This window comes from Flavobacterium anhuiense (genome assembly GCF_900101855.1).
In the GTDB taxonomy this organism is placed as follows: Bacteria; Bacteroidota; Bacteroidia; order Flavobacteriales; family Flavobacteriaceae; genus Flavobacterium; species Flavobacterium anhuiense.
Map to the genome: position 1 here is coordinate 144,729 of NZ_FMVC01000004.1, position 20,541 is coordinate 165,269.

Below are 20,541 nucleotides of genomic sequence, written 5' to 3' on the forward strand. Positions count from 1 at the left end.
GTGCTTACGGTATTATGATGCAATAATACGAATAAAATTTTATCATACAATAGTATTTTAAAAAAAGAAAATATATTTTTGTAAAACATTTTTAGACCATGATACAAAGAATTCAGACTGTATATTTATTTCTAGCTTTTGCTGCAACTGGCATTTTAATGCTTTTTGTTCCGCTTTGGACAACTAATGCAGGAAAGCCATTCTTTTTTATGCAGGATCAGCTTTATACTATTTTATTAGGCTTAACAACAATGCTTAGTATTATCAGTATAATTTCATTTAAAAAGAGACAAAATCAGTTTGTGCTAAATAGACTGAACATCATATTGAATTTAATTTTATTAGGATTATTTGTATATCGATCACTAAATTTATCTGGAGGGACTGAGGTCTCTGAGAAAGGTATTGGGATGTTCATGCCGATTGTTGCTATCGTGTTATTAGTTTTAGCTAATAAGGCCATCAAAAAGGATGAGGATCTTGTAAAATCTGTAGATCGTTTGAGGTAAACCTATAAACTTAGTTTATTTTGTGCGAAGAAGAACCCGAATTTTTATTCGGGTTTTTTTTACCCTATTATATTATAAATCAAACCTAAAGGGTACAATTAGAATCTATTTACGTGATAAATTTGCATTTTCAAATTCAAATAAATCATGACACCAAAAATAAGGATTCATCTAGCAGATGATCATCAGGTCTTAATTGATGGATTGTCCAACTTACTTCAAACCGTTTCAAACTTTGAAGTGGCAGGAACTTCATTAGACGGCACCACTGTCTACGATGATGTTGTGAAAGACCTCGCCGATGTTTTAATTTTAGACATCAGCATGCCGAAAAAAGATGGTATTGAAACCCTTAAAGAATTTAAAGAAAAACAACTGCCTTGTAAAGTCATTATTTTATCTAGCTATGATGATTTAAAAATCATTAAAGAAGTAATGAAACTAGGCGCAAAAGGCTATCTGACAAAAAATTGCGCTGGAGAAAATATTATTGAAGCGGTTGAAGCCGTTTATCAAGGTCAGGAATATTTTAGCGACGCGGTCAGAGAAAAAATCTTCAACTCCTTTATGGACAGTCCAAAACTGAATCATAATGTGATTATAGAAAATCCGATTTTAAGTCCACGTGAAATTGAAATCATTATTCTGATTGCTTTGGAATATAGCGGAAAAGAAATCAGTGAAAAGCTTTTTATTAGTTCGCATACTGTCGAAACGCATCGCAAAAACATCATGAAAAAGCTGAACATTAAAAGTACAATCGGCCTAGTGAAATATGCCCTTAAAAACAATCTTATCAACCCTTAACAATTGCTTTTATGTCTGTTTTTCGTTTTTTTATCTCTTTGCTATTATTTTTTGCTGTTAAAGCAACTAGTCTTGCACAGCCAAAAGATATTGCAAATGCAAAGACTCTTCAAACTCAAGTTGATAATAAAACAACAATTAAGCCTATTAGCAAATCGGAACAGTTGCGAAATAAAAAAATCGTCAGCTTATCTATTATACTTACAGTTATCATTTTTCTTTTGTTTTATTTCCTATACCAAAACAATAAGCTTAAGCAAAAAATAAAACGAAAAGACACCAAACAGAAAATTCTTCTAGATATCATCAATTCTGGCATTGATTCTCAAGAAGCAGAACACAAGAAAATTGCTTCTTTTCTGCATGACAATATTAATTCGTTATTATCCTCAGCTGGATTGCATTTAAATACATTTACAGCTCAGAACGATATAAAATCTGATGAAATACAAAAGGCAAAAGCCATTTTATCTGAAGCTCATGAACTTTTAAGAGATATGTCTCATGATCTTGTTCCATCACTTTTGGTGCGTTTTGGACTGATATATTCTTTAGAAGATTTATGCGAAAAAAACTCCAATTCTGCTATTGAATTTGAATTTTCGAGTTTTATTCCAACCAGCAGAAGATATGCTGAGAAATTTGAAATGAAAATTTACTTTATTGTCAGCGAATTATTCAGCAACATCACAAAACATAGTAATGCCAAAAAAGCAAAACTTTCTCTTACGGAAAAAGAAAATAAATTGATCTTGCGTATCTATGATGACGGAATTGGCTTTAAAACTGAAAAATTAAAAGATGCTGAAGGTTTTGGCTTAAATAGAATTAGAGCTAGAATTAAAAAATATAAAGGCTCATTATCAATTGTTTCGAAAGAAAATCAGGGAACTAAGATAAAAATTCAGATTCCGTTGCCACATTAATCACTTGGCTCCTATTTCAATAATCTCTAAATCTTTTATTTTATCATCGTCGATCACAAATCGAAGCATGGTTCTCACTTTATGAAAACCGCTTTTTCCAGCCGCACCCGGATTCATATGCAATAAATTGTGCTTTTTATCAAACATGACTTTCAGAATATGCGAATGCCCACAGATAAATAATTTTGGAGGATTCAGCGCTAGTTCTTCCCTAACATTCTGATTGTACTTTCCCGGATAACCTCCAATGTGCGTAATCCAAACCGGTACATTTTCACATGAAAAACGGTTATTTAACGGAAATTCTAACCTCGCTTTTGCATCGTCAATATTTCCATAAACTGCTCTTAGAGGTTTTAACTTTTTTATAGTATCCGTAACACTCAGATCTCCAATATCTCCAGCATGCCAGACTTCATCGGCTTGAGCAACATATTTTAAAATTGTATCATCGATGTGACTGTGAGTATCGGAAAGTAAGAGGATTTTGGTCATTTTTTTAAGAGGCTAAGATTCTGAGATGCTAAGATACTAAGTTTTTTTTCTGGAGAGACGTACTGTGGTGTGTCTAACGTCAGATTACTCAATAACTAAATTTTAAACAGAACGAAAGACGCACTGCAGTCTCTACAGATAGAAATTACAAAAAAAACCTTTTTAGCTCTGAACCTTTGCAACTTTGTCACTAAAAAAAGAAAAAACTTAGCACCTTAGCACCTTAGCATCTTAGAAGCTTTTTTTCATACCTTTGTGCCTTTGAACCTTTGAACCTCAACAGTGAGATATTTTATTCAATTCGCTTACAACGGAACACATTATCATGGCTGGCAGATTCAGCCAAATGCTTCTTCAGTTCAGGAAACTTTAAATAAGGCTTTTTCAGTTTTATTAAATGAAACTATCAGTATTATGGGTGCTGGAAGAACGGATACTGGTGTGCATGCGAGCGAAATGTACGGGCATTTTGACACAGAAAAGACTTTAGACATTCCGGTTTTGGTTTATAAACTGAATTCGTATTTACCAAAAGACATTGCGATTTTTGATATTATATTGGTTCACGATGATGCACATTGCCGATTTGACGCAACTAAACGAACATATGAATATCATATCAATACGGTTAAGAATCCTTTTTTACAGGAATTGAGCTGGTATGTGACGCAGAAACTTGATGTAGGTTTAATGAATGATGCGGCACAATTATTATTGAAGCATACCGATTTTCAGTGTTTTTCAAAAGTTAATACTGATGTCAACACATTTGATTGCACGATTTTTGAGGCGTTCTGGAAACAAGAAAACGGAAAACTGATTTTTACCATTTCGGCAAATCGGTTTTTAAGAAATATGGTTCGCTCCATTGTGGGAACTTTGATTAATATAGGATTACACAAAATCACACTGGCAGATTTTGAAAACATTATTGCCAGCAAAAACAGAGAAAAAGCAGGGTTTTCTGTCCCAGCACATGGTTTATATTTAACCAATATCTATTACGATTACATTTAATAGCCCTGATTGCAGTGAAAAGCTTTTTTGAAAAAAATATAGTTTTTGTAATTTTTATGAAGCGACCAACGGAAGCTTTATAAAAATTAAACAAAAACATATTTTTGAGAAAAACTTGTAACGGAAAGCAGGAAACAGCTCCTAAAATAAATGAAAGCAAAAGCATTCGACACAGGATTATTCAAACGAATTTTAAAATATACCCGCCCTTATAAATGGCGCTATTACGGCGTAATTATTTTTGCCATTTCGCTGTCTATTTTTGCCGCGCTTCGTCCTTATTTACTTAAAGAAACAGTAGACGGTTACATCAAAACTCATGATAAAATGGGATTGCTGCTATACATCATTCTGATGGGAGTGGTTTTGCTTATGGAGGTTTTTTCTCAGTTTTACTTTGTGTATTGGGCAAACTGGCTCGGTCAAGACATTGTAAAAGATATTAGAACCAAACTTTTTCAGCATATTCTGAGTTTTAGAATGAAGTATTTTGATTTGGTTCCGGTTGGACAATTGGTGACCCGTGCTGTTTCGGATATTGAATCGATTGCTCGTATTTTCAGTCAAGGTTTGTTTATGATTATAAGCGACTTGATGAAAATGGTTGTAGTTTTGATTTTTATGTTTTACATGAACTGGAAACTGACTTGGATTGTCGTAATTGCGATGCCAATTTTGGTTTATGTAACTAGAATTTTTCAACGCAAAATGCAAGTGGCTTTTGAAGAAGTGCGAACTCAGATTGCCAACATGAACTCGTTTGTACAGGAACGCGTAACGGGAATGAAAATCGTGCAGCTTTTTAACCGCGAAAAAATCGAAGCCGAAAATTTTAAAGAAATCAATAACAAACATAGAGTTGCTTGGATTAAGACTATTTTATACAACTCCATCTTCTTCCCTATCGCCGATATTATTTCGTCTATTACTTTAGGTTTGGTTGTGGTTTATGGCGGTTTTAGAATTTTGAACGGAGATCATTTTACAACTTTTGGAGATTTATTCTCTTACACGATGTTTATCGGAATGCTATTTAATCCGTTAAGACAAATTGCAGATAAATTTAACGAGATGCAATTGGGAATGATTGCTGCCAATCGTGTTTTTGATATTATCGATACACAAGATCATATTCAAGATACAGGAACAATTGAAGCGCCTGTTTTTAACGGAAGCATCGAATTTAAGGATGTTCGTTTTAGCTATATTCCCGAAGAAGAAGTTATAAAAGGAATTGATTTGTCGGTTTCATCTGGACAGACTGTAGCTATTGTAGGTTCAACGGGCGCCGGAAAATCGACTATCATTAATTTATTGAATCGCTTTTACGAAATCAACAGCGGTACAATCTGCATTGACGGAGAAAATATTGAAAATTATACTTTGGCTTCTTTAAGAAAACAAATTGCAGTCGTTTTGCAAGATGTATTTTTGTTTGCCGATACGATTTATAATAATATTACCTTGCATAATCCAGCAATTACTAGAGATAAGGTAATTGATGCGGCAAAGAAAATTGGTGTTCATGATTTTATTATGAATCTTCCAGATAATTATGATTTTGATGTAAAAGAGCGAGGTGTCATGCTTTCTTCTGGTCAGCGCCAGCTTATTGCTTTTTTACGTTCGTATGTGAGTAATCCGAGTATTTTGATTTTGGATGAAGCCACTTCTTCTATCGATACGTATTCAGAAGAAATGATTCAGCGTGCAACGGAGACGATTACAAAAGGAAGAACTTCTATTATTATTGCACATAGACTAGCAACAATTGTAAATGCAGATAAAATTGTGGTGATGGATAAGGGATTGATTGTTGAACAAGGAACACATCAGGAATTATTACTTAAAGCTGATGGTTACTATAAAAATTTATATGACTCGCAGTTTGCTGTGGCGAACTAAGTCATAATGGTATTCTTTGAAATTTAGATTAAAAAATATTACTTCTAGACGTGCTTTTTTAATATACGTTATTGTCTCCATTCTGGTTACTGTTACATCGGTTTATATTCTAAGTAATCTGATTACGGATCTGACCGAAAAATCGAATGATGATCTGGCAACACGTAATTTCTTTAAAAAGCAGGAATTCTTGTCTGAGGAATTTTCAAAGTTTTGGGAACAGGAAAAAAGAATTGAACACGTTTTAAAAATAAGCAGTTCGGCAAATCTTGACAATAATTTACAGCTTTTGTCTTCGCTTCAAGCAAATAATAAACTGGTTGTAAACAACTGGTTTCAAATTAATGACAATGCTATTCATTATGGAAACAATTTTATTTCAGACGAAATCAAAAATGATGTAAAAGAATTTGTTCTCCAACATAAAAATGCAAAAGATCTCAGTTTAGTTCTTCCACAAGGAAAAGAATGGATTTGGCGCATTTATTTCAAGTTAGTATCAAAAAACAACACCACCATAAAATACGGTTATGATATTAATCTAAGACTGCTTCATAGTTATATTTCTAAAATAGATAAAACGGCTTCCAACTATGCTTTTATTTTTGATAAAAAAGGAACCTGTGTTTACCATCCAGAAATTGCTTTTCTTGGAAAGAATATTTTTAAAATTTCTTCTTTTAGCCCGTCTGATACCATTTACAGCAAAAAAGAAGATTTTTCAAAAAGGACAACCATGTCTGAGTTTTTAAAAATGGATGTTGTTCGTTTTACAACAAAGATGAATATTAAAAACTCAAATTGGTTTGCCTGCGTAAGCATTCCGAAAATTTATGTAGATGAAAATGTAACTTTGATCAAAAAGTATACAACTTTAATTTATTCGATTACTACTGTAATGCTTCTTTTGATTTTTTATCTTTTCTCCTATGCCAACAGACGAGCTTACAGAGAAAAAGGAATTGTCATAAAGGAGAAAAACAAGCTATTGGTTGAAAATGAAAAAATAATCAAAGAAAAAGCTCTCATTCAGCTACAGCAATTAAAAGAGCAGATTAATCCGCATTTTTTGTTTAATTCGCTCAATTCGCTTTACATGTTAATTGGAAGCGATATTAAAGTTGCGCAGAAATTTACTTTAAACCTATCTCGCATTTATCGTTATTTAATTGATCCGCCAGAAAAGAACATTGTTCTTTTGAAGGACGAATTATTATTTATCGAAAAATATATCTTTTTACAGCAGACTCGTTTTAAGGAAGAATTATTCTTTTCTATCGAAATTGAAAACGAAGCCGCTTTAAGCAAACATATCCCCTATCTTGCTTTTCAGATTGTGGTCGAAAATGCTATTAAGCATAATACAGCCACTCAGGAAAGTCCACTTACCACTAAAATCCTGATTCAAGAAGACCAGGTAATAATCAGCAACAATCTTCAAAAGAAATTGACTGCTGAACCAAGTACAAAATTCGGGTTAAACTATCTGAATAGCATTTACCATTATTACGCAAAAACCGATTTTAAAACATCAGAAAAAGACGGCTATTTTGTTTGTTTTCTTCCATTAATATCCATTCACTCCTAAAAAAAAGCCACTCACTCCTTTTTGTTTTTTTCCTGAACTAAAATAAAATAGTTTCGGCCTCAAAATTAACCTAAACTTAACATCTGATGAAGGAAAAGGCATTCCTGCATAATTTGATAACATTTTGCATATTTCTATTATTATTATCGCCACTTACTGTTCAATCTCAAAAGAAAAAGAAAGACAGAAAAGAAGAAGCAACAGAAATTAAAAAAGATACTACCGATTCTAAAAAAGGTAAAAAATATGACGACCTAGTAAAAAAAGGTTCCGTAAAAAAAGGACTCTTCAATATCATTCAGGTTAAGACTGACGTTTATTTTGAAATTCAAGACAGTTTATTTAAGAGAGAGTTTCTGGTTGTAAACAAATTATCTCAAGTTCCTTTTCAAGTCAACGAAGCTGGTTTAAACAAAGGAATGAATTATGAAAATAAGATTATTAGCTTTTATAAAGATACAATCGCAAAGAAAGTCTGGGTAAAATCTTATGTACCGAAGGTTTCTTCACCAAAAGAAGATGCAATTACTCAATCGGTTCAAAATAATTTTGCCGAATCTATTATTGAAGTTTTTGATATCGAAACAAAAAATAACGATTCGTCAGCAGTTATAATTAAAGTAAACAAGATTTTTGACGGAAAACAGAAAAGCTTCAATGATGTTTTGAGCAGCATTGGGTTTGGAGGTTCTGTTAAATCTGACCTTTCGTATATTGAAAGTTTAAAATCTTTCCCAAAAAACATTGTTGTCAAATCTCAACTGACAACCTCTATAAGCGAAGGCGGTCCTGCATTGTCAGTAACCCTTGGCGTAACAAGCAATATTATTTTATTGGATAAAGCTCCAATGAAACCTCGTTTTTCTGATAACCGAATTGGCTTTTTTACTGAAAAGCATTGGTATTTTGCCGATGCCCAGCAGGCAATGCTAGAAAAAGAATTGATTACCCGCTGGCGTTTGGAACCAAAGAAAGAAGATGAAGAACGATATTTAAAAGGTGAATTAGTAGAGCCGAAAAAACCAATCGTTTATTACATTGATCCTTCTACTCCAAAACAATGGAGAAAGTACATTATTGATGGAGTACGCGATTGGCAGGCAGCTTTTGAAAAAGCAGGATTTAAAAATGCTGTTATTGCAAAAGAACCTACTGAAAAAGATTTAGATTTTGACATTGATGACGTTCGCTATTCTGTAATTACGTATGCTGCATCTCCAAAATCAAATGCAATGGGACCATCTGTGGTTGACCCAAGAAGCGGTGAAATTATCGAAGCCGATATTATCTGGTGGCATAATGTAATGACTTCTCTTCAAAGCTGGATGCGTATTCAGACGGGGCCAATTGATCCTAAAGCTAGAGGAAATAAATTTAGTGACGAACATATGGGAGAGGCAATTCGTTTTGTTTCGTCTCACGAAGTGGGTCATACTTTTGGTCTAAAACATAACATGGGTTCTTCTTTTGCTTATGATGTAGAATCGTTGCGTTCTAAAGAATTTACAGCAAAAATGGGCGGAACTGCACCATCAATTATGGATTATGCTCGTTATAATTATGTAGCACAGCCAGAAGACAACGTAACGGTTATTACTCCGAAAATTGGAGAATATGATAAATATGCTATTGAATGGGGTTACAGATGGTACTCGCCTAACGACAACGAAACAACAAAACTAAACGCCATAATTGCAAAACATCAAGATGACCCCATTTACTTTTATGGAGAACAGCAGGAAAATATAATAGATCCGCGTTCGCAATCTGAAGATTTAGGAAATGATGCTGTTAAAGCAAGCGAATACGGTTTGAAAAACTTAAAACGCGTTGTAGATAATATTTTAAGTTGGACTTATGAAAAAGATCAGTCGTATTATGAAACTGGAAAATTATACATCGGAACTATTGGTCAATGGCAAATGTACAACCGACATGTAATGAACAATATTGGAGGTGTTTATTTGAACACAACCGTTCATGGAGATAACAAACAAAGTTACATACCTGTACCTGCAGCAATGCAGAAAAGAGCAACAGATTATTTAGCTAAAAATGTAATTACCATTCCGCAATGGTTATTCTTTAATGACATTCTGGACAAAACAAATCCGTTGAAAGATTCTCCGCTTGGTCCATACGAATATACTCCGTATACACTTTCGAGAGAATTGCAATATAGTATCATGTATGATTTATTTAGCGATGATCGTTTGCTTCGAATGACTGAAAATGAATTATATCAGCGCAACAAAACTAAAGATCCTGTTTTTACCGTAAATGACTTGTTTAAAAAAATGCATCAAAGTGTTTTTGCAGGAACTATTGCTAATAAATCACTGTCGATTCTAGAGCGTATGACGCAAAAGAATTATGTAGATGTTTTGGTGGTTTCGACTAATAAATTATTTGAAAAAACAGATGCAAAAAAAGCATTAGACATTCAGCAGACTTTAAACATGCCTCATTTATGCAATTATTTAGACTATGCTCATATGGCAAGAAATATTAATCAATCTTCTTTAAAAAGAGTTACAGAAGTGACTTCTGATAAAAAAGGAGAACTAAATAAAATCCTTCAATTATTAAAAACTAAAAAAAGTACAGGAGACCAGTCTACCCAAAACCATTACCGCGATTTGATACAACGAATCGAAAAAGCCCTAAATAATACAACCTTTTAATACACATTCCAAAAACATGACAAAAATTTTACATGCCTTACTGCTGTTCCTGGCCATCGCAGGATATTCGCAGGAATCCCGAACTATTACGGGTATCATTCAAGATGAAGCAGACTTATCACCAATTCCAGGTGCATCAGTCTTCGTTGAGAATAATTCTATTTCGAACAAAACTGCTATGGCAGGTATTATTCACAGTGAAGCAATCGGAACTACTTCAGATTTCGACGGTAAATTCACTTTGAAAATCGGAAAAAATGTTACTTCGCTAAGAGTTACTTTCATGGGGTACAAATCGTATACTTTGGAATTATCTGCTCAAAAAAGTTACACTGTTAACTTAACATCTGAAACCGCAAAACTTCAGGAGGTTGTGGTAACAGGTTACCAAAAAATTGAGAAAAGAAAACTTACTGCTGCCGTTTCTAAAATAGATATGTCGGCTATTCAGCAGACTGGTGTTTCTAGTATTGACCAATTATTGGTAGGACAAATTGCAGGGGTTGCTGTTTCTACTCCATCTGGAGCACCTGGCGCGCCAGCTAAAATTAGAATTAGAGGTACAGCTTCTCTAAACGGAACTCAAGATCCTTTGTGGGTATTAGATGGTTTACCATTAGAAGGAAATGATGTTCCTAAAAACTATGACAAAGATAATATCGATCAGCTGAACAACTTTTCTATTGCAGGTTTAAATCCAGATGACATTAAAGATATTACAATTTTAAAAGATGCTGCTGCAACTGCTATTTACGGTGCTCGTGCTGCAAACGGTGTTATCGTTGTGACTACCAAAAAAGGTAAAGCCGGTAAAATGGTGATTAGTTTCAACACGAATACTTTTATCACTCAAAGACCTGACTTTGACAAATTAAATTTGATGAATGCAAGTCAAAAAGTTGATTTCGAACTTGGCCTTGCAAGTCGCGCTGATTTAACATACAGAGATGATGCTGGAGAGATTTCTCGTATCTTAAACGGATCAAACGAGTTAGCAGCTTATAGAGCAGGAGGATTTTCTGCGTTAAGTCCTGCTACACAACAATCAATTAATGATTTAAGAAAAAACAATACAAACTGGGGTAATTTAATTTACCAAACTGCAATCAATACTCAACACGGTTTAAGTTTATCTGGTGGCGGTGAAAAATCAGATTACTATTTCTCTTTAGGATATTATGATGAAAAAGGAACTACTATTGGAACTGGTTTCAAACGTTACAATTTAACTTTGAAAAACAATTTCGAAATTACAGATAAATTCAAAGTTGGAGTTGGGATCTTTGGTTCTGAAAATAAAACTACTTCATACTTAACAGATACAGACGCTTATACAAGTCCTAGCAGCTATTCAAGAAACGTAAATCCGTATTTAACTCCTTACAACGCAGATGGAAGTTATAAATACGATCAGGATATTTCTGGTTACTCAGATCGTTACGTTCCTTTTAATATTTTAGAAGAAAGAGCTAATACTTCTCACGATTTAAAAACAAGAGCGATAAAAGCTTTATTAGATGCTGAATATAAAATCACTAGAGATCTAAAAGTAACTTCTCAATTAGGTTTACAATTAGACAATTCTTCTAGCGAAAAATTTGCTGATAAAAACACATATTATACTAGAAAAGAAAAAGAAAGATCTCGTTATTTTACAAATGGAGCTTTTAATTACTTTTTACCTGAAGGTGGTATTATCCAAAATGCAAACACTGACTTTTTCCAATACAATTTAAAAACAATGGTGAATTACTCTAAAACTTTTGGAGAAAAACACGAAGTTGAGGCTATGATTGGTAATGAGTTAAGAAGAAATTATACAACTACTATTGCAACAAAAGGTTTTGGATTTGATAAAAACACTTTGACTACTAAGCCAATTATGTTCCCAAATAGCTCTTTTGCTAATGACGCGATATATAGAACATATCAAAAATCTGAAAACGAAAATGCTTTTGCTTCGTTTTTTGCTACAGCTTCTTATACTTACAATAAAAAATATAGTGTATTTGGAAGTGTGAGATATGATGGTTCAGATTTATTTGGTGTAGATCCAAAATACAAATATTTGCCTCTTTGGTCAACTTCTGCTTCATGGGCTGTTTCTGAAGAAGATTTCTTAAAAGATAACTTAACACTTTCTAACTTAAGATTACGTGCTTCTTACGGTTTACAAGGTAATATTGATAAAAACACTTCTCCTTTTGTAATGGGAAGATACAGCAATACAACAATTTTACCAGGACAGACAGAACAAACAATTTCTGTTGAATCTCCGCCAAACGACAAATTACGTTGGGAAAAAACTACTAATACCAACTTAGGTATGGATCTAGGTTTATTCAACAATCGTATCAGCATTGTAACTGATTTTTATGGAAGAAAAAGTACAGATTTAATTGGATTGAGAGCAGTTCCATTTGAAAATGGTTTTGAGTACAGCAACATGAACTGGGCACAAGTAAGCAATAAAGGTTATGAAATTACCTTGTCTACAAGAAATATTGACCGTCCAAACTTCAAATGGAATACAAGCATTAACTTTTCTCATAACAAAAGTAACGTAGATAGAATTGAAGTACGTGATACTGATTTACTTCCAAGCAGAGAAGGTCGTCCTGTAAACGCAGTTTTTGGATTAAAAACAAACGGCATAGACGAAAATGGCTATCCTTTATTTGTTAATAAAAATGGTGAAACAGTAAATACTCAAACTTTCTTTAAATTATACGATCCTTATGCTGATTTCTTCCCTGGAGAACTTACAGAATCTTCTTTAACACCAGCTGAGTATAGAGATTTATTTGTTTACTTAGGTGATAGAGATCCAAAATTCACGGGAGGTATTACCAATACAATTCAAGTACATAATTTTGATTTTACAGTTGCCGCTGCATTTAATTTAAAACAAACTGTTGTAAAAACACCTCCTTACAACGGAACTGAAGTAGACAGAGGACAAAATTATTCTACTGATATTTTGAACGCATGGTCACCAACCAATACTTCTTCTAATCTGCCAGGAATTGTAGGTAAAGATTCTGGAACAGGAGATTCTTGGATGGCATATCAATGGTTCTCATCAGGTACTCCTTTAGACTGGAATAAATACTTAGATACATGGGTTAGCGAAATGAGTTATATGAGATTGAGCAGTATGCGTCTAGGTTATACATTCCCTAAGGCATTTACAGATCACATCAACATTCAAAGCATTAGACTTAGCGTTGAAGCAAGAAACTTATTTGTAATCAGTTCTGATTTTAAAGGATATTTTGATCCTGAAACTTACGGAAACATTTATGCACAGCCAGTTCCTAAATCATTCACTATTGGATGTAATGTAACTTTCTAATACAATTAAAGATGAAAAAAATCTCAAAATACATATTCCTTTTTGCTGCAGCAATTGCAGTAACGAGCTGCGATGATTATCTTGACATCACACCTGTTGGGCGTGTTATACCAGAAACACAAGAACAATTTCGTGCGGTATTAACAACAGGATATTCAAAATATCCGGAACACAAATCATTAACTACACTTCGTACAGATGAATTGACATTGAATGAATTTAGCGAAGATCTTAATATTTATAAAGACATTTTTATTTGGAAAGATGGTAATCCAGACCGTATTACAAGAGATTTCCAATATCAGGATTTATATAATGTAATTTTCTATACGAATGTCGTGATTAATGAAGCATCAAAAAAAGTTGCGGCTTCTGAAGAAAGAAATCAATTAATTGGAGAAGCTTATGCTTTAAGAGCAATGGCTTATTTTGATTTAGTTAACCTTTTCGGAAAACCTTACAACACTGCAACAGCTGGTACAGACAAAGCGGTTCCATTGGCTTTGGAAATTGACCTAGAGCAGGCTTTCGTTCCTCAAAGTGTTGAAGTAATTTACAATCAAATTATTTCTGACACTCAAGAAGCTGAAAAACTAATCAATTTAAATACACAGACAAAGGGCTTAAATTATCGTTTTTCAAAAGTTGCTTTGTATAGCTTTGAAAGCCGCGTATACTTACAGCAACAACAATGGCAGAAATCTTTGGATGCCGCAAATAAGGCATTGGCCATCAACAAAGATCTAGTTGATTTAAAAGCGACTTCTGTTTTTGCAACAAAATACGATTCAAAAGAATCTATATTGGCTTTAGAAGACGGATATATCAACAGATTAAAAGGAGCTTCATACGCTTCACCTGAGTTAATTGCTGCCTACAATAGAACAACCGATTTACGTTTTCCTCTTTACTTCTTAGCGAGTGGAAGCCGTTTCAGAATTCAAAAAGGCGGTAACGATGATCAAAAATGTACGTTTAGAACTTCTGAATTGTATTTGACAAAAGCAGAAACACAAGTTCAGTTAAATAATATTGCTGATGCAAAATCTACTGTTTTAGCTTTCGTTAAAAACAGATATACTCCAACAGGATATGTCGATCTTGAAATTGCAATTAATGCTATGAATGCAACAGATCTTACAAACTTCATTTTAGAAGAAAGACAACGCGAATTTGCTGTTGAAGGACACCGTTGGTTTGATTTAAGAAGAACATCTCAAAAACAAATCGTCCATACTATAAATGGCACTGATTATACTTTGATAAAAAACGATCCGCGTTATACTATAATTTATCCAGCAAACGCGAGATTGAACAATCCCAATCTATAATTTTACCTAAATTGTTTTTTTTTAAGAGGTCTAGTTTTACAGCTAGGCCTTTTTTTATAAACAAAATGCTCTCTTTATTGCGAATAAGAATTCCTGAATTATCTTTGCCGCATAATTAGGTAACAAATTTCCTTAAAATGAAAATTGCCATTGTCGAAGACGAGCATCTTGCTTCAAGCTATCTAAAATCTATTTTAGAACAGCAGGACGTTTTATCGATTACCGCAATCACTATTTTAAAATCGGTAAAAGAAGCTGTTACTTTCTTTAGCGAAAACAAAGTAGACCTTGCCTTTATGGATATTCATTTGGGTGACGGAAAAAGTCTTGATATTTTTGAAAGAATCATTATCGCCTGTCCAGTCATTTTTATCACGGCCTACGATTCTTATGCGATTTCGGTCTTCAAGCACTTTACAATCGATTATCTTTTAAAACCATTTGAAGAAGAAGAATTATTGGAAGCACTTCAGAAATTCAAAAAAATAAAAGATAGCTTTAACAGTGATTCTACGCTTCAATCTTTAGTGGCAATAGAAAATCCTGAAACCAATAAAATCCAGCGCCATTTTCTAGTAAATCACGGTTATAAGCTGATTTCTATTAACGAAAGTGAAATCACTTACTTTACTGCGACTGGAAAGCATCTTTTTATTCATATAAAATCGGGAAACAGTTATTTGTACAATAGTACCTTAACCGAAATTATAAACAGTTTAGATTCCTTCAATTTCTTTAAAATAAACCGAAAATATATCGTTAGTAGAAACAGCATTAAAGAAGTTATAAAACATTCCCATCAGAAAGTAGAATTGATTCTAAACGTTCCAGCAGCCGAATCTGATGCAATTTTCATCAGTAAAAAGGAAATTAATAACTTCAAAAACTGGCTGGATCAATAATTTAATAATTATTTAGCTATGAATTTACGATAGTTATCAAAATTAAAAAACTGCATTTTTGATAATTTGTGATTTAAAATCCGACTAAAAACTATCAAAAAGACGTCAAAACGTTAAATTACCGTTATAGAAATCATAAAATTGCCCTTTCACAATCAGCAAGATAGCTGAAATTTTTGGTTTATTATTTATCTTTGAGAATATAGAAATCAAATGTAAAAGACAATGCCACAAAATAGATTTTATCCCGATGAAAAATTCAAAGAAATAGAAATAAATGCCTCATTACAATTAAGATACGCCATTTCTAACAGAGGAAGATTAATAAGTTTTACTGACAAGATTGAGAACGGACGCATTCTAAAAGGTGGCTTAAGCGACGGATACCCAACTTTCCGTTTTAAGGTTAAAAAAGACGACAAAATCGTAAACAAATATCTTTTCTTATACAAATTAGTCGCTCAATATTTTATCCCAAAAGATTCTGAAGATCAAACGTATGTTCTGCACTTAGACTACAACAGAGCTAATGATGATGTAAGCAATCTTCGTTGGGCAACCAAACAAGAAATGATGGCGCATAGCCGTAAAAGTCCGCGCGTTATTCAGGCAAAAAAGAACTTAATTGAACACAATCTCAAAGCAGACGGACGAAAATTAACCACAACAAAAGTGATGTTAATCAAAAAAATCCTTGCAAGACCTGAACAGAAAACACGTCTTAAAATGATTGCGAAACAATTTGGCGTAAGCGAAATGCAAATTAGAAGAATTGCCAGCGGAGAAAACTGGGGACACGTGAAAATATAATTATGAATTAGGAGCTATGAATTGTGAATTCATAACTCATATATAAGCCACAGATTATATCGATTAACACAGATTTTAAAAAATCATTTTAATCCTTATAATCTCTGGCTTATTTTTTTTACAATCGATTCAACTGTCAGGCTGAGCGGAGTCGAAGCCTACAAACAATGCTCTTCGAATATGCTGAGAGCGACACTCAATAACCATGTATATTTTTCAGATTTATCGTCAAAATCGCAAAAATCACCTCAGAATTCATAATTTACAATTCACAATTCATTCGGTTTCTGTGAAAAGACCAAAATCTCTGCCTTTAAAAACAAAATTTCAGGTGTTCATATAAAATAAATCCTTAAATTCGCAATCACAAATAACAAAAGAAGAAATCGAAAGATGAGTTTCGGAAATATAAACTTCATTTTCGATAGTTAATACTAAAAGCAAAAAAAATGAAATACGACGTTATTGTTTTAGGAAGTGGTCCTGGAGGATATGTAACAGCGATTAGAGCTTCACAATTAGGCTTTAAAACAGCTGTAGTAGAAAAAGAAAATCTTGGAGGAGTTTGCCTTAACTGGGGATGTATCCCAACAAAAGCGCTTTTAAAATCTGCTCAAGTTTTTGATTACCTTAAGCACGCTTCTGACTACGGATTGAAAGTTTCTGAATTTGATAAAGATTTCCCTGCAGTTATTCAACGCAGCCGTGGTGTTGCGGAAGGAATGAGCAAAGGAGTTCAATTCTTAATGAAAAAAAACAAAATTGACGTTATCGAAGGTTTTGGAAAACTAAAACCAGGAAAAAAACTTGACGTTACTGATAAAGACAATAAAGTTACAGAATACAGCGCTGATCACATTATCATCGCAACTGGAGCTCGCTCTCGCGAGTTGCCAAACTTACCTCAAGATGGTGTAAAAGTAATTGGATACCGTCAGGCAATGACATTGCCGACTCAACCAAAATCTATGATTATTGTTGGTTCTGGAGCAATCGGAGTTGAGTTCGCTCACTTCTACAACTCAATGGGAACTGATGTAACTATCGTAGAATTTATGCCAAACGTAGTTCCTGTAGAAGACGAAGATATCTCAAAACAATTTGAGCGTTCTTTGAAGAAATCAGGAATTAAAGTAATGACTAACTCTTCTGTTGAGCGTATCGATACAACAGGAGCTGGAGTTAAAGCTTTCGTTAAAACTGCAAAAGGAGAAGAAGTTTTAGAAGCTGATATCGTACTTTCTGCTGTTGGAATTAAAACAAACATTGAAAACATCGGATTAGAAGAAGTTGGAATCGCTGTTGACAGAGATAAAATCTTAGTAAACGCTTACAATGAAACTAACATTCCAGGATATTATGCGATTGGAGACGTTACTCCAGGCCAGGCTTTAGCTCACGTAGCTTCTGCTGAAGGAATCAACTGCGTGGAGAAAATCAAAGGTCTTCATGTAGAACCAATCGATTACGGAAACGTTCCTGGTTGTACTTATGCAACTCCAGAAATTGCTTCTGTAGGTTTAACAGAAAAACAAGCAAAAGAAAAAGGTTACGAATTAAAAATTGGTAAATTCCCATTCTCAGCTTCTGGAAAAGCAAAAGCTGCAGGAAATGCTGACGGATTCGTAAAAGTAATTTTCGATGCTAAATACGGAGAATGGTTAGGATGCCACATGATTGGTGCTGGTGTTACAGATATGATTGCTGAAGCAGTTGTAGCTCGTAAACTAGAAACTACAGGTCACGAAATCCTTAAATCTATCCACCCTCACCCAACAATGAGCGAGGCTGTTATGGAAGCTGTGGCTGATGCTTACGGCGAAGTAATTCACTTGTAAAATATACCGTTTTACGGTTATATATAATTCTCAATTTATAAAATCCGATTTACTAAAAGTAAATCGGATTTTTTTATTCCTAGTAATTACATCTCTCCTATTTTCATTATTTCAACGTTAGGAAAAATAAACCAAACAAAAATTTGTTTAAAACTTTACGTAAGAAAATTTTGTCACACTATCTAAATCATTATTTTTATTCTTTTTAAATAAGACAAGTGATGAAATTACCTTTTATAGAAATTATCGAAGCCACGACAAGCGATCCTAACTTATTAATGTGGAAGTTTCCCGATGAAGATAAAGAAATAAAAAATGGCGCAAAGCTAACCGTTCGCGAAAGCCAGCATGCAATGCTTTTAAATGAAGGACAACTTGCTGATGTTTTTTCTCCGGGACTTCATACTTTATCTACAGAAAACATTCCAATTCTAAGTAAATTAAAAGGCTGGAAATACGGATTCGAAAGTCCTTTTAAAGCCGATATCTATTTTTTCAATACACATCAATTCATTAATAATAAATGGGGAACTCCTGCTCCTATCCTATTAAATGATCCTCAATTTGGTCAAATTAGAGTTCGAGCTTTCGGAAGTTTCGATCTTAAAATTTCTGATGCTGCTAAATTCTTTCGCCAATATGCAGGAACTTATGAGCAACTTACCATTTTTGAACTTCAAAACCAATTGAGAGATTTTGTTGCTCCAAAATTCGGAGAAGTTTTAGCCAATGAAAATATAACGGTTACAGATGTGGCGGGAAACATTACACAATTAGGCAAAAAAATAGAACCTTATCTTAAACCTTATTTTGAGCAGTTAGGAATCGAACTCACTCTGTTTGTCATTACAAGCATAACCTTACCAGAAGAAGTAACAGCACATTACGATAAAATCACCAATATGAATATGGTAACCGATATAGATAAATTTACCAAATTCAATACCGCTACAGCTATTGGCGATAAAGGAACTGCTTTGCACGATGCAACTCAAAATGCTTTGAGCATGGGAATTCTTTTAAATCAGCTACAGCAGAATAAAGAAACTCCAAAACAGGAAACGGGAGACGATTTAACCTCCAAACTTCAAAAATTAAAATCACTGTTTGATGCTGGTTTAATTGATGAAGATGAATTTAAAACTAAAAAATCAGAATTATTAAGCCAATTGTAATGGAAGAGAAAAAAGTCAATTCGTTTTTGAACAGACTTAAAGAAAATGCTCAAAAACAAACCAATTATGGAGGCGAAATGGAGATTACAGAAGCCAAAATAAATGCCAAAGACTGTCCAAATTGTGGTGCTGGAAGAGCCAAACAAGATGGACTGACGCATTGTGCCTATTGCGGATTTGAGTTTTTTAACATAAAACTTACCGATGGAGTTTATATCAAAAAAGAAGATAATTCAATTTAAAAATCAGATAGCGTGTTCGGATTATTCAAAAAATCAAAAGACAGTCAAAATGGAGAATCTACTCCAGAATGGTATTCAGAACTTCAAGAAAATCAACAAAGATGGTTTGCCTTTTTAGAAAAACTAGAAGCTAAAATGGAAGAATTTGCCACAGCAGCAATTCCAGAGCTTAAAGAAATTATGCAAAGCGATGATGATATTTATAAAAGAACTTTTCACAGAGTATATTCGGGTGTAAATGGCCAGTTAAATAACATTAGAGAAAAAGCGAGAGATGTTTATGAAGAAAAAGTACACGACGTTTATTATAATTTCAATTCGCAAATTTCAGTTTTGAGCAAACATCACGATTTGCTTTCCGATTTTAGAAGCGCTTGTTCTGATCGTTACAACGAATTTGAAAATAAATATGACTATTGGAGAAAACAGATCGACAAAACTCAAGAACGCGATCTCGAAACCGAATATCAAAAAATATTAGACGAATACGAAGCCATTAAAAACAAATTCAACTGCACGCAATGTGGTGGAAATATCGTGATTGAGAAAATATTTTTAATCCAAACCTATATTACATGTCCGTATTGCCAGACGCAAAACACATTTGCACCAAGCACACTTGGCAGAAACCTTCAGAATATTGCAAGAAATCTCGCTGAGCAGCGAACAGCGCATATGTATGAAGCTTATGAAGCCGAAAAAGACAAAGAACGTGATTTGTATCATCAGCGACATGAATTAAGTTTGAGCATTATTCATGAAAAAGACAAAAAAGTGCTTCACGAAGTTCAGTTAAAAATGGACGATTTGGAAGAACAAAGACAATTTGCCATTAAAAATGCTCCAAAACTTCATCAGGAATATTTAAGAGCAATGTATGACGAGTTGAATAAAATCACACCAGATTTAAAGGAGCACAACGAAAAAATGTATCAAAATCAATTGCAATACCTATAA

16 protein-coding genes are annotated in these 20,541 nt (G+C 33.6%); 15 read left to right on the forward strand and 1 reads right to left on the reverse strand.

Annotated elements, in window-relative coordinates; translation table 11 throughout:
- Nucleotides 1–98: 98 nt before the first annotated feature.
- The 3 genes from BLP44_RS11735 (at nucleotide 99) to BLP44_RS11745 (ending at nucleotide 2,242) form a co-directional block, all read left to right on the forward strand.
- Nucleotides 99–509: a DUF4293 domain-containing protein gene (locus BLP44_RS11735; protein WP_091133145.1), complete on the forward strand. Its 411-nt coding sequence runs from the start codon at nucleotides 99–101 to the stop codon at nucleotides 507–509.
- 147 nt (nucleotides 510–656) lie between these two features.
- On the forward strand, nucleotides 657–1,316 hold the full coding sequence (locus BLP44_RS11740; protein ID WP_008468668.1) for a response regulator transcription factor: 660 nt from the start codon (nucleotides 657–659) through the stop codon (nucleotides 1,314–1,316).
- Nucleotides 1,317–1,327: 11 nt separating this feature from the next.
- Nucleotides 1,328–2,242, forward strand: a complete 915-nt coding sequence (locus BLP44_RS11745) for a sensor histidine kinase (protein WP_091133147.1) — start codon at nucleotides 1,328–1,330, stop codon at nucleotides 2,240–2,242.
- On the opposite strand, the gene BLP44_RS11750 is transcribed toward BLP44_RS11745, so the two are convergent.
- The gene (locus BLP44_RS11750; RefSeq protein ID WP_091133149.1) at nucleotides 2,243–2,737 is read right to left on the reverse strand and encodes a metallophosphoesterase family protein; all 495 of its coding nucleotides are present in this window, start codon (nucleotides 2,735–2,737) and stop codon (nucleotides 2,243–2,245) included. It abuts the gene before it with no gap.
- A 282-nt stretch (nucleotides 2,738–3,019) separates the two neighbouring features.
- Between BLP44_RS11750 and truA the strand changes: the two genes are divergently transcribed.
- From truA to BLP44_RS11810, 12 genes are all read left to right on the forward strand, one after another.
- Nucleotides 3,020–3,754, forward strand: coding sequence for a tRNA pseudouridine(38-40) synthase TruA (truA, locus tag BLP44_RS11755; protein WP_091133151.1), 735 nt, complete (start codon nucleotides 3,020–3,022; stop codon nucleotides 3,752–3,754).
- Between the two features lie 150 nt (nucleotides 3,755–3,904).
- Nucleotides 3,905–5,659 carry an ABC transporter ATP-binding protein gene (locus BLP44_RS11760; RefSeq protein ID WP_091133153.1) on the forward strand — a complete coding sequence of 585 codons (1,755 nt, stop codon included), beginning with the start codon at nucleotides 3,905–3,907 and terminating at the stop codon, nucleotides 5,657–5,659.
- Nucleotides 5,660–5,675: 16 nt separating this feature from the next.
- Nucleotides 5,676–7,247, forward strand: a complete 1,572-nt coding sequence (locus BLP44_RS11765; RefSeq protein WP_091133155.1) for a histidine kinase — start codon at nucleotides 5,676–5,678, stop codon at nucleotides 7,245–7,247.
- Nucleotides 7,248–7,333: 86 nt separating this feature from the next.
- Complete coding sequence (locus BLP44_RS11770) at nucleotides 7,334–9,931, forward strand: zinc-dependent metalloprotease (RefSeq protein ID WP_091133157.1); 2,598 nt, start codon at nucleotides 7,334–7,336, stop codon at nucleotides 9,929–9,931.
- A gap of 16 nt (nucleotides 9,932–9,947) precedes the next feature.
- Nucleotides 9,948–13,286 (forward strand): SusC/RagA family TonB-linked outer membrane protein, encoded by a 3,339-nt coding sequence (locus BLP44_RS11775; RefSeq protein WP_091133159.1) that lies wholly within the window; start codon nucleotides 9,948–9,950, stop codon nucleotides 13,284–13,286.
- 11 nt (nucleotides 13,287–13,297) lie between these two features.
- Nucleotides 13,298–14,617, forward strand: a complete 1,320-nt coding sequence (locus BLP44_RS11780) for a RagB/SusD family nutrient uptake outer membrane protein (protein ID WP_008468652.1) — start codon at nucleotides 13,298–13,300, stop codon at nucleotides 14,615–14,617.
- 137 nt (nucleotides 14,618–14,754) lie between these two features.
- Entirely contained in the window at nucleotides 14,755–15,519 is a 765-nt protein-coding gene (locus BLP44_RS11785) for a LytR/AlgR family response regulator transcription factor (RefSeq protein ID WP_091133161.1), read from the forward strand.
- A 225-nt stretch (nucleotides 15,520–15,744) separates the two neighbouring features.
- Entirely contained in the window at nucleotides 15,745–16,329 is a 585-nt protein-coding gene (locus BLP44_RS11790; protein ID WP_008468648.1) for an NUMOD4 domain-containing protein, read from the forward strand.
- A gap of 449 nt (nucleotides 16,330–16,778) precedes the next feature.
- Nucleotides 16,779–18,167, forward strand: coding sequence for a dihydrolipoyl dehydrogenase (lpdA, locus tag BLP44_RS11795; protein WP_008468646.1), 1,389 nt, complete (start codon nucleotides 16,779–16,781; stop codon nucleotides 18,165–18,167).
- A gap of 221 nt (nucleotides 18,168–18,388) precedes the next feature.
- The gene (locus tag BLP44_RS11800) at nucleotides 18,389–19,342 is read left to right on the forward strand and encodes an SPFH domain-containing protein (RefSeq protein WP_091133163.1); all 954 of its coding nucleotides are present in this window, start codon (nucleotides 18,389–18,391) and stop codon (nucleotides 19,340–19,342) included.
- Nucleotides 19,342–19,584 carry a hypothetical protein gene (locus BLP44_RS11805; RefSeq protein WP_091133165.1) on the forward strand — a complete coding sequence of 81 codons (243 nt, stop codon included), beginning with the start codon at nucleotides 19,342–19,344 and terminating at the stop codon, nucleotides 19,582–19,584. The genes BLP44_RS11800 and BLP44_RS11805 overlap by 1 nt, the downstream gene beginning before the upstream one ends.
- Before the next feature lie 12 nt (nucleotides 19,585–19,596).
- Nucleotides 19,597–20,541: a hypothetical protein gene (locus BLP44_RS11810; protein WP_091133167.1), complete on the forward strand. Its 945-nt coding sequence runs from the start codon at nucleotides 19,597–19,599 to the stop codon at nucleotides 20,539–20,541.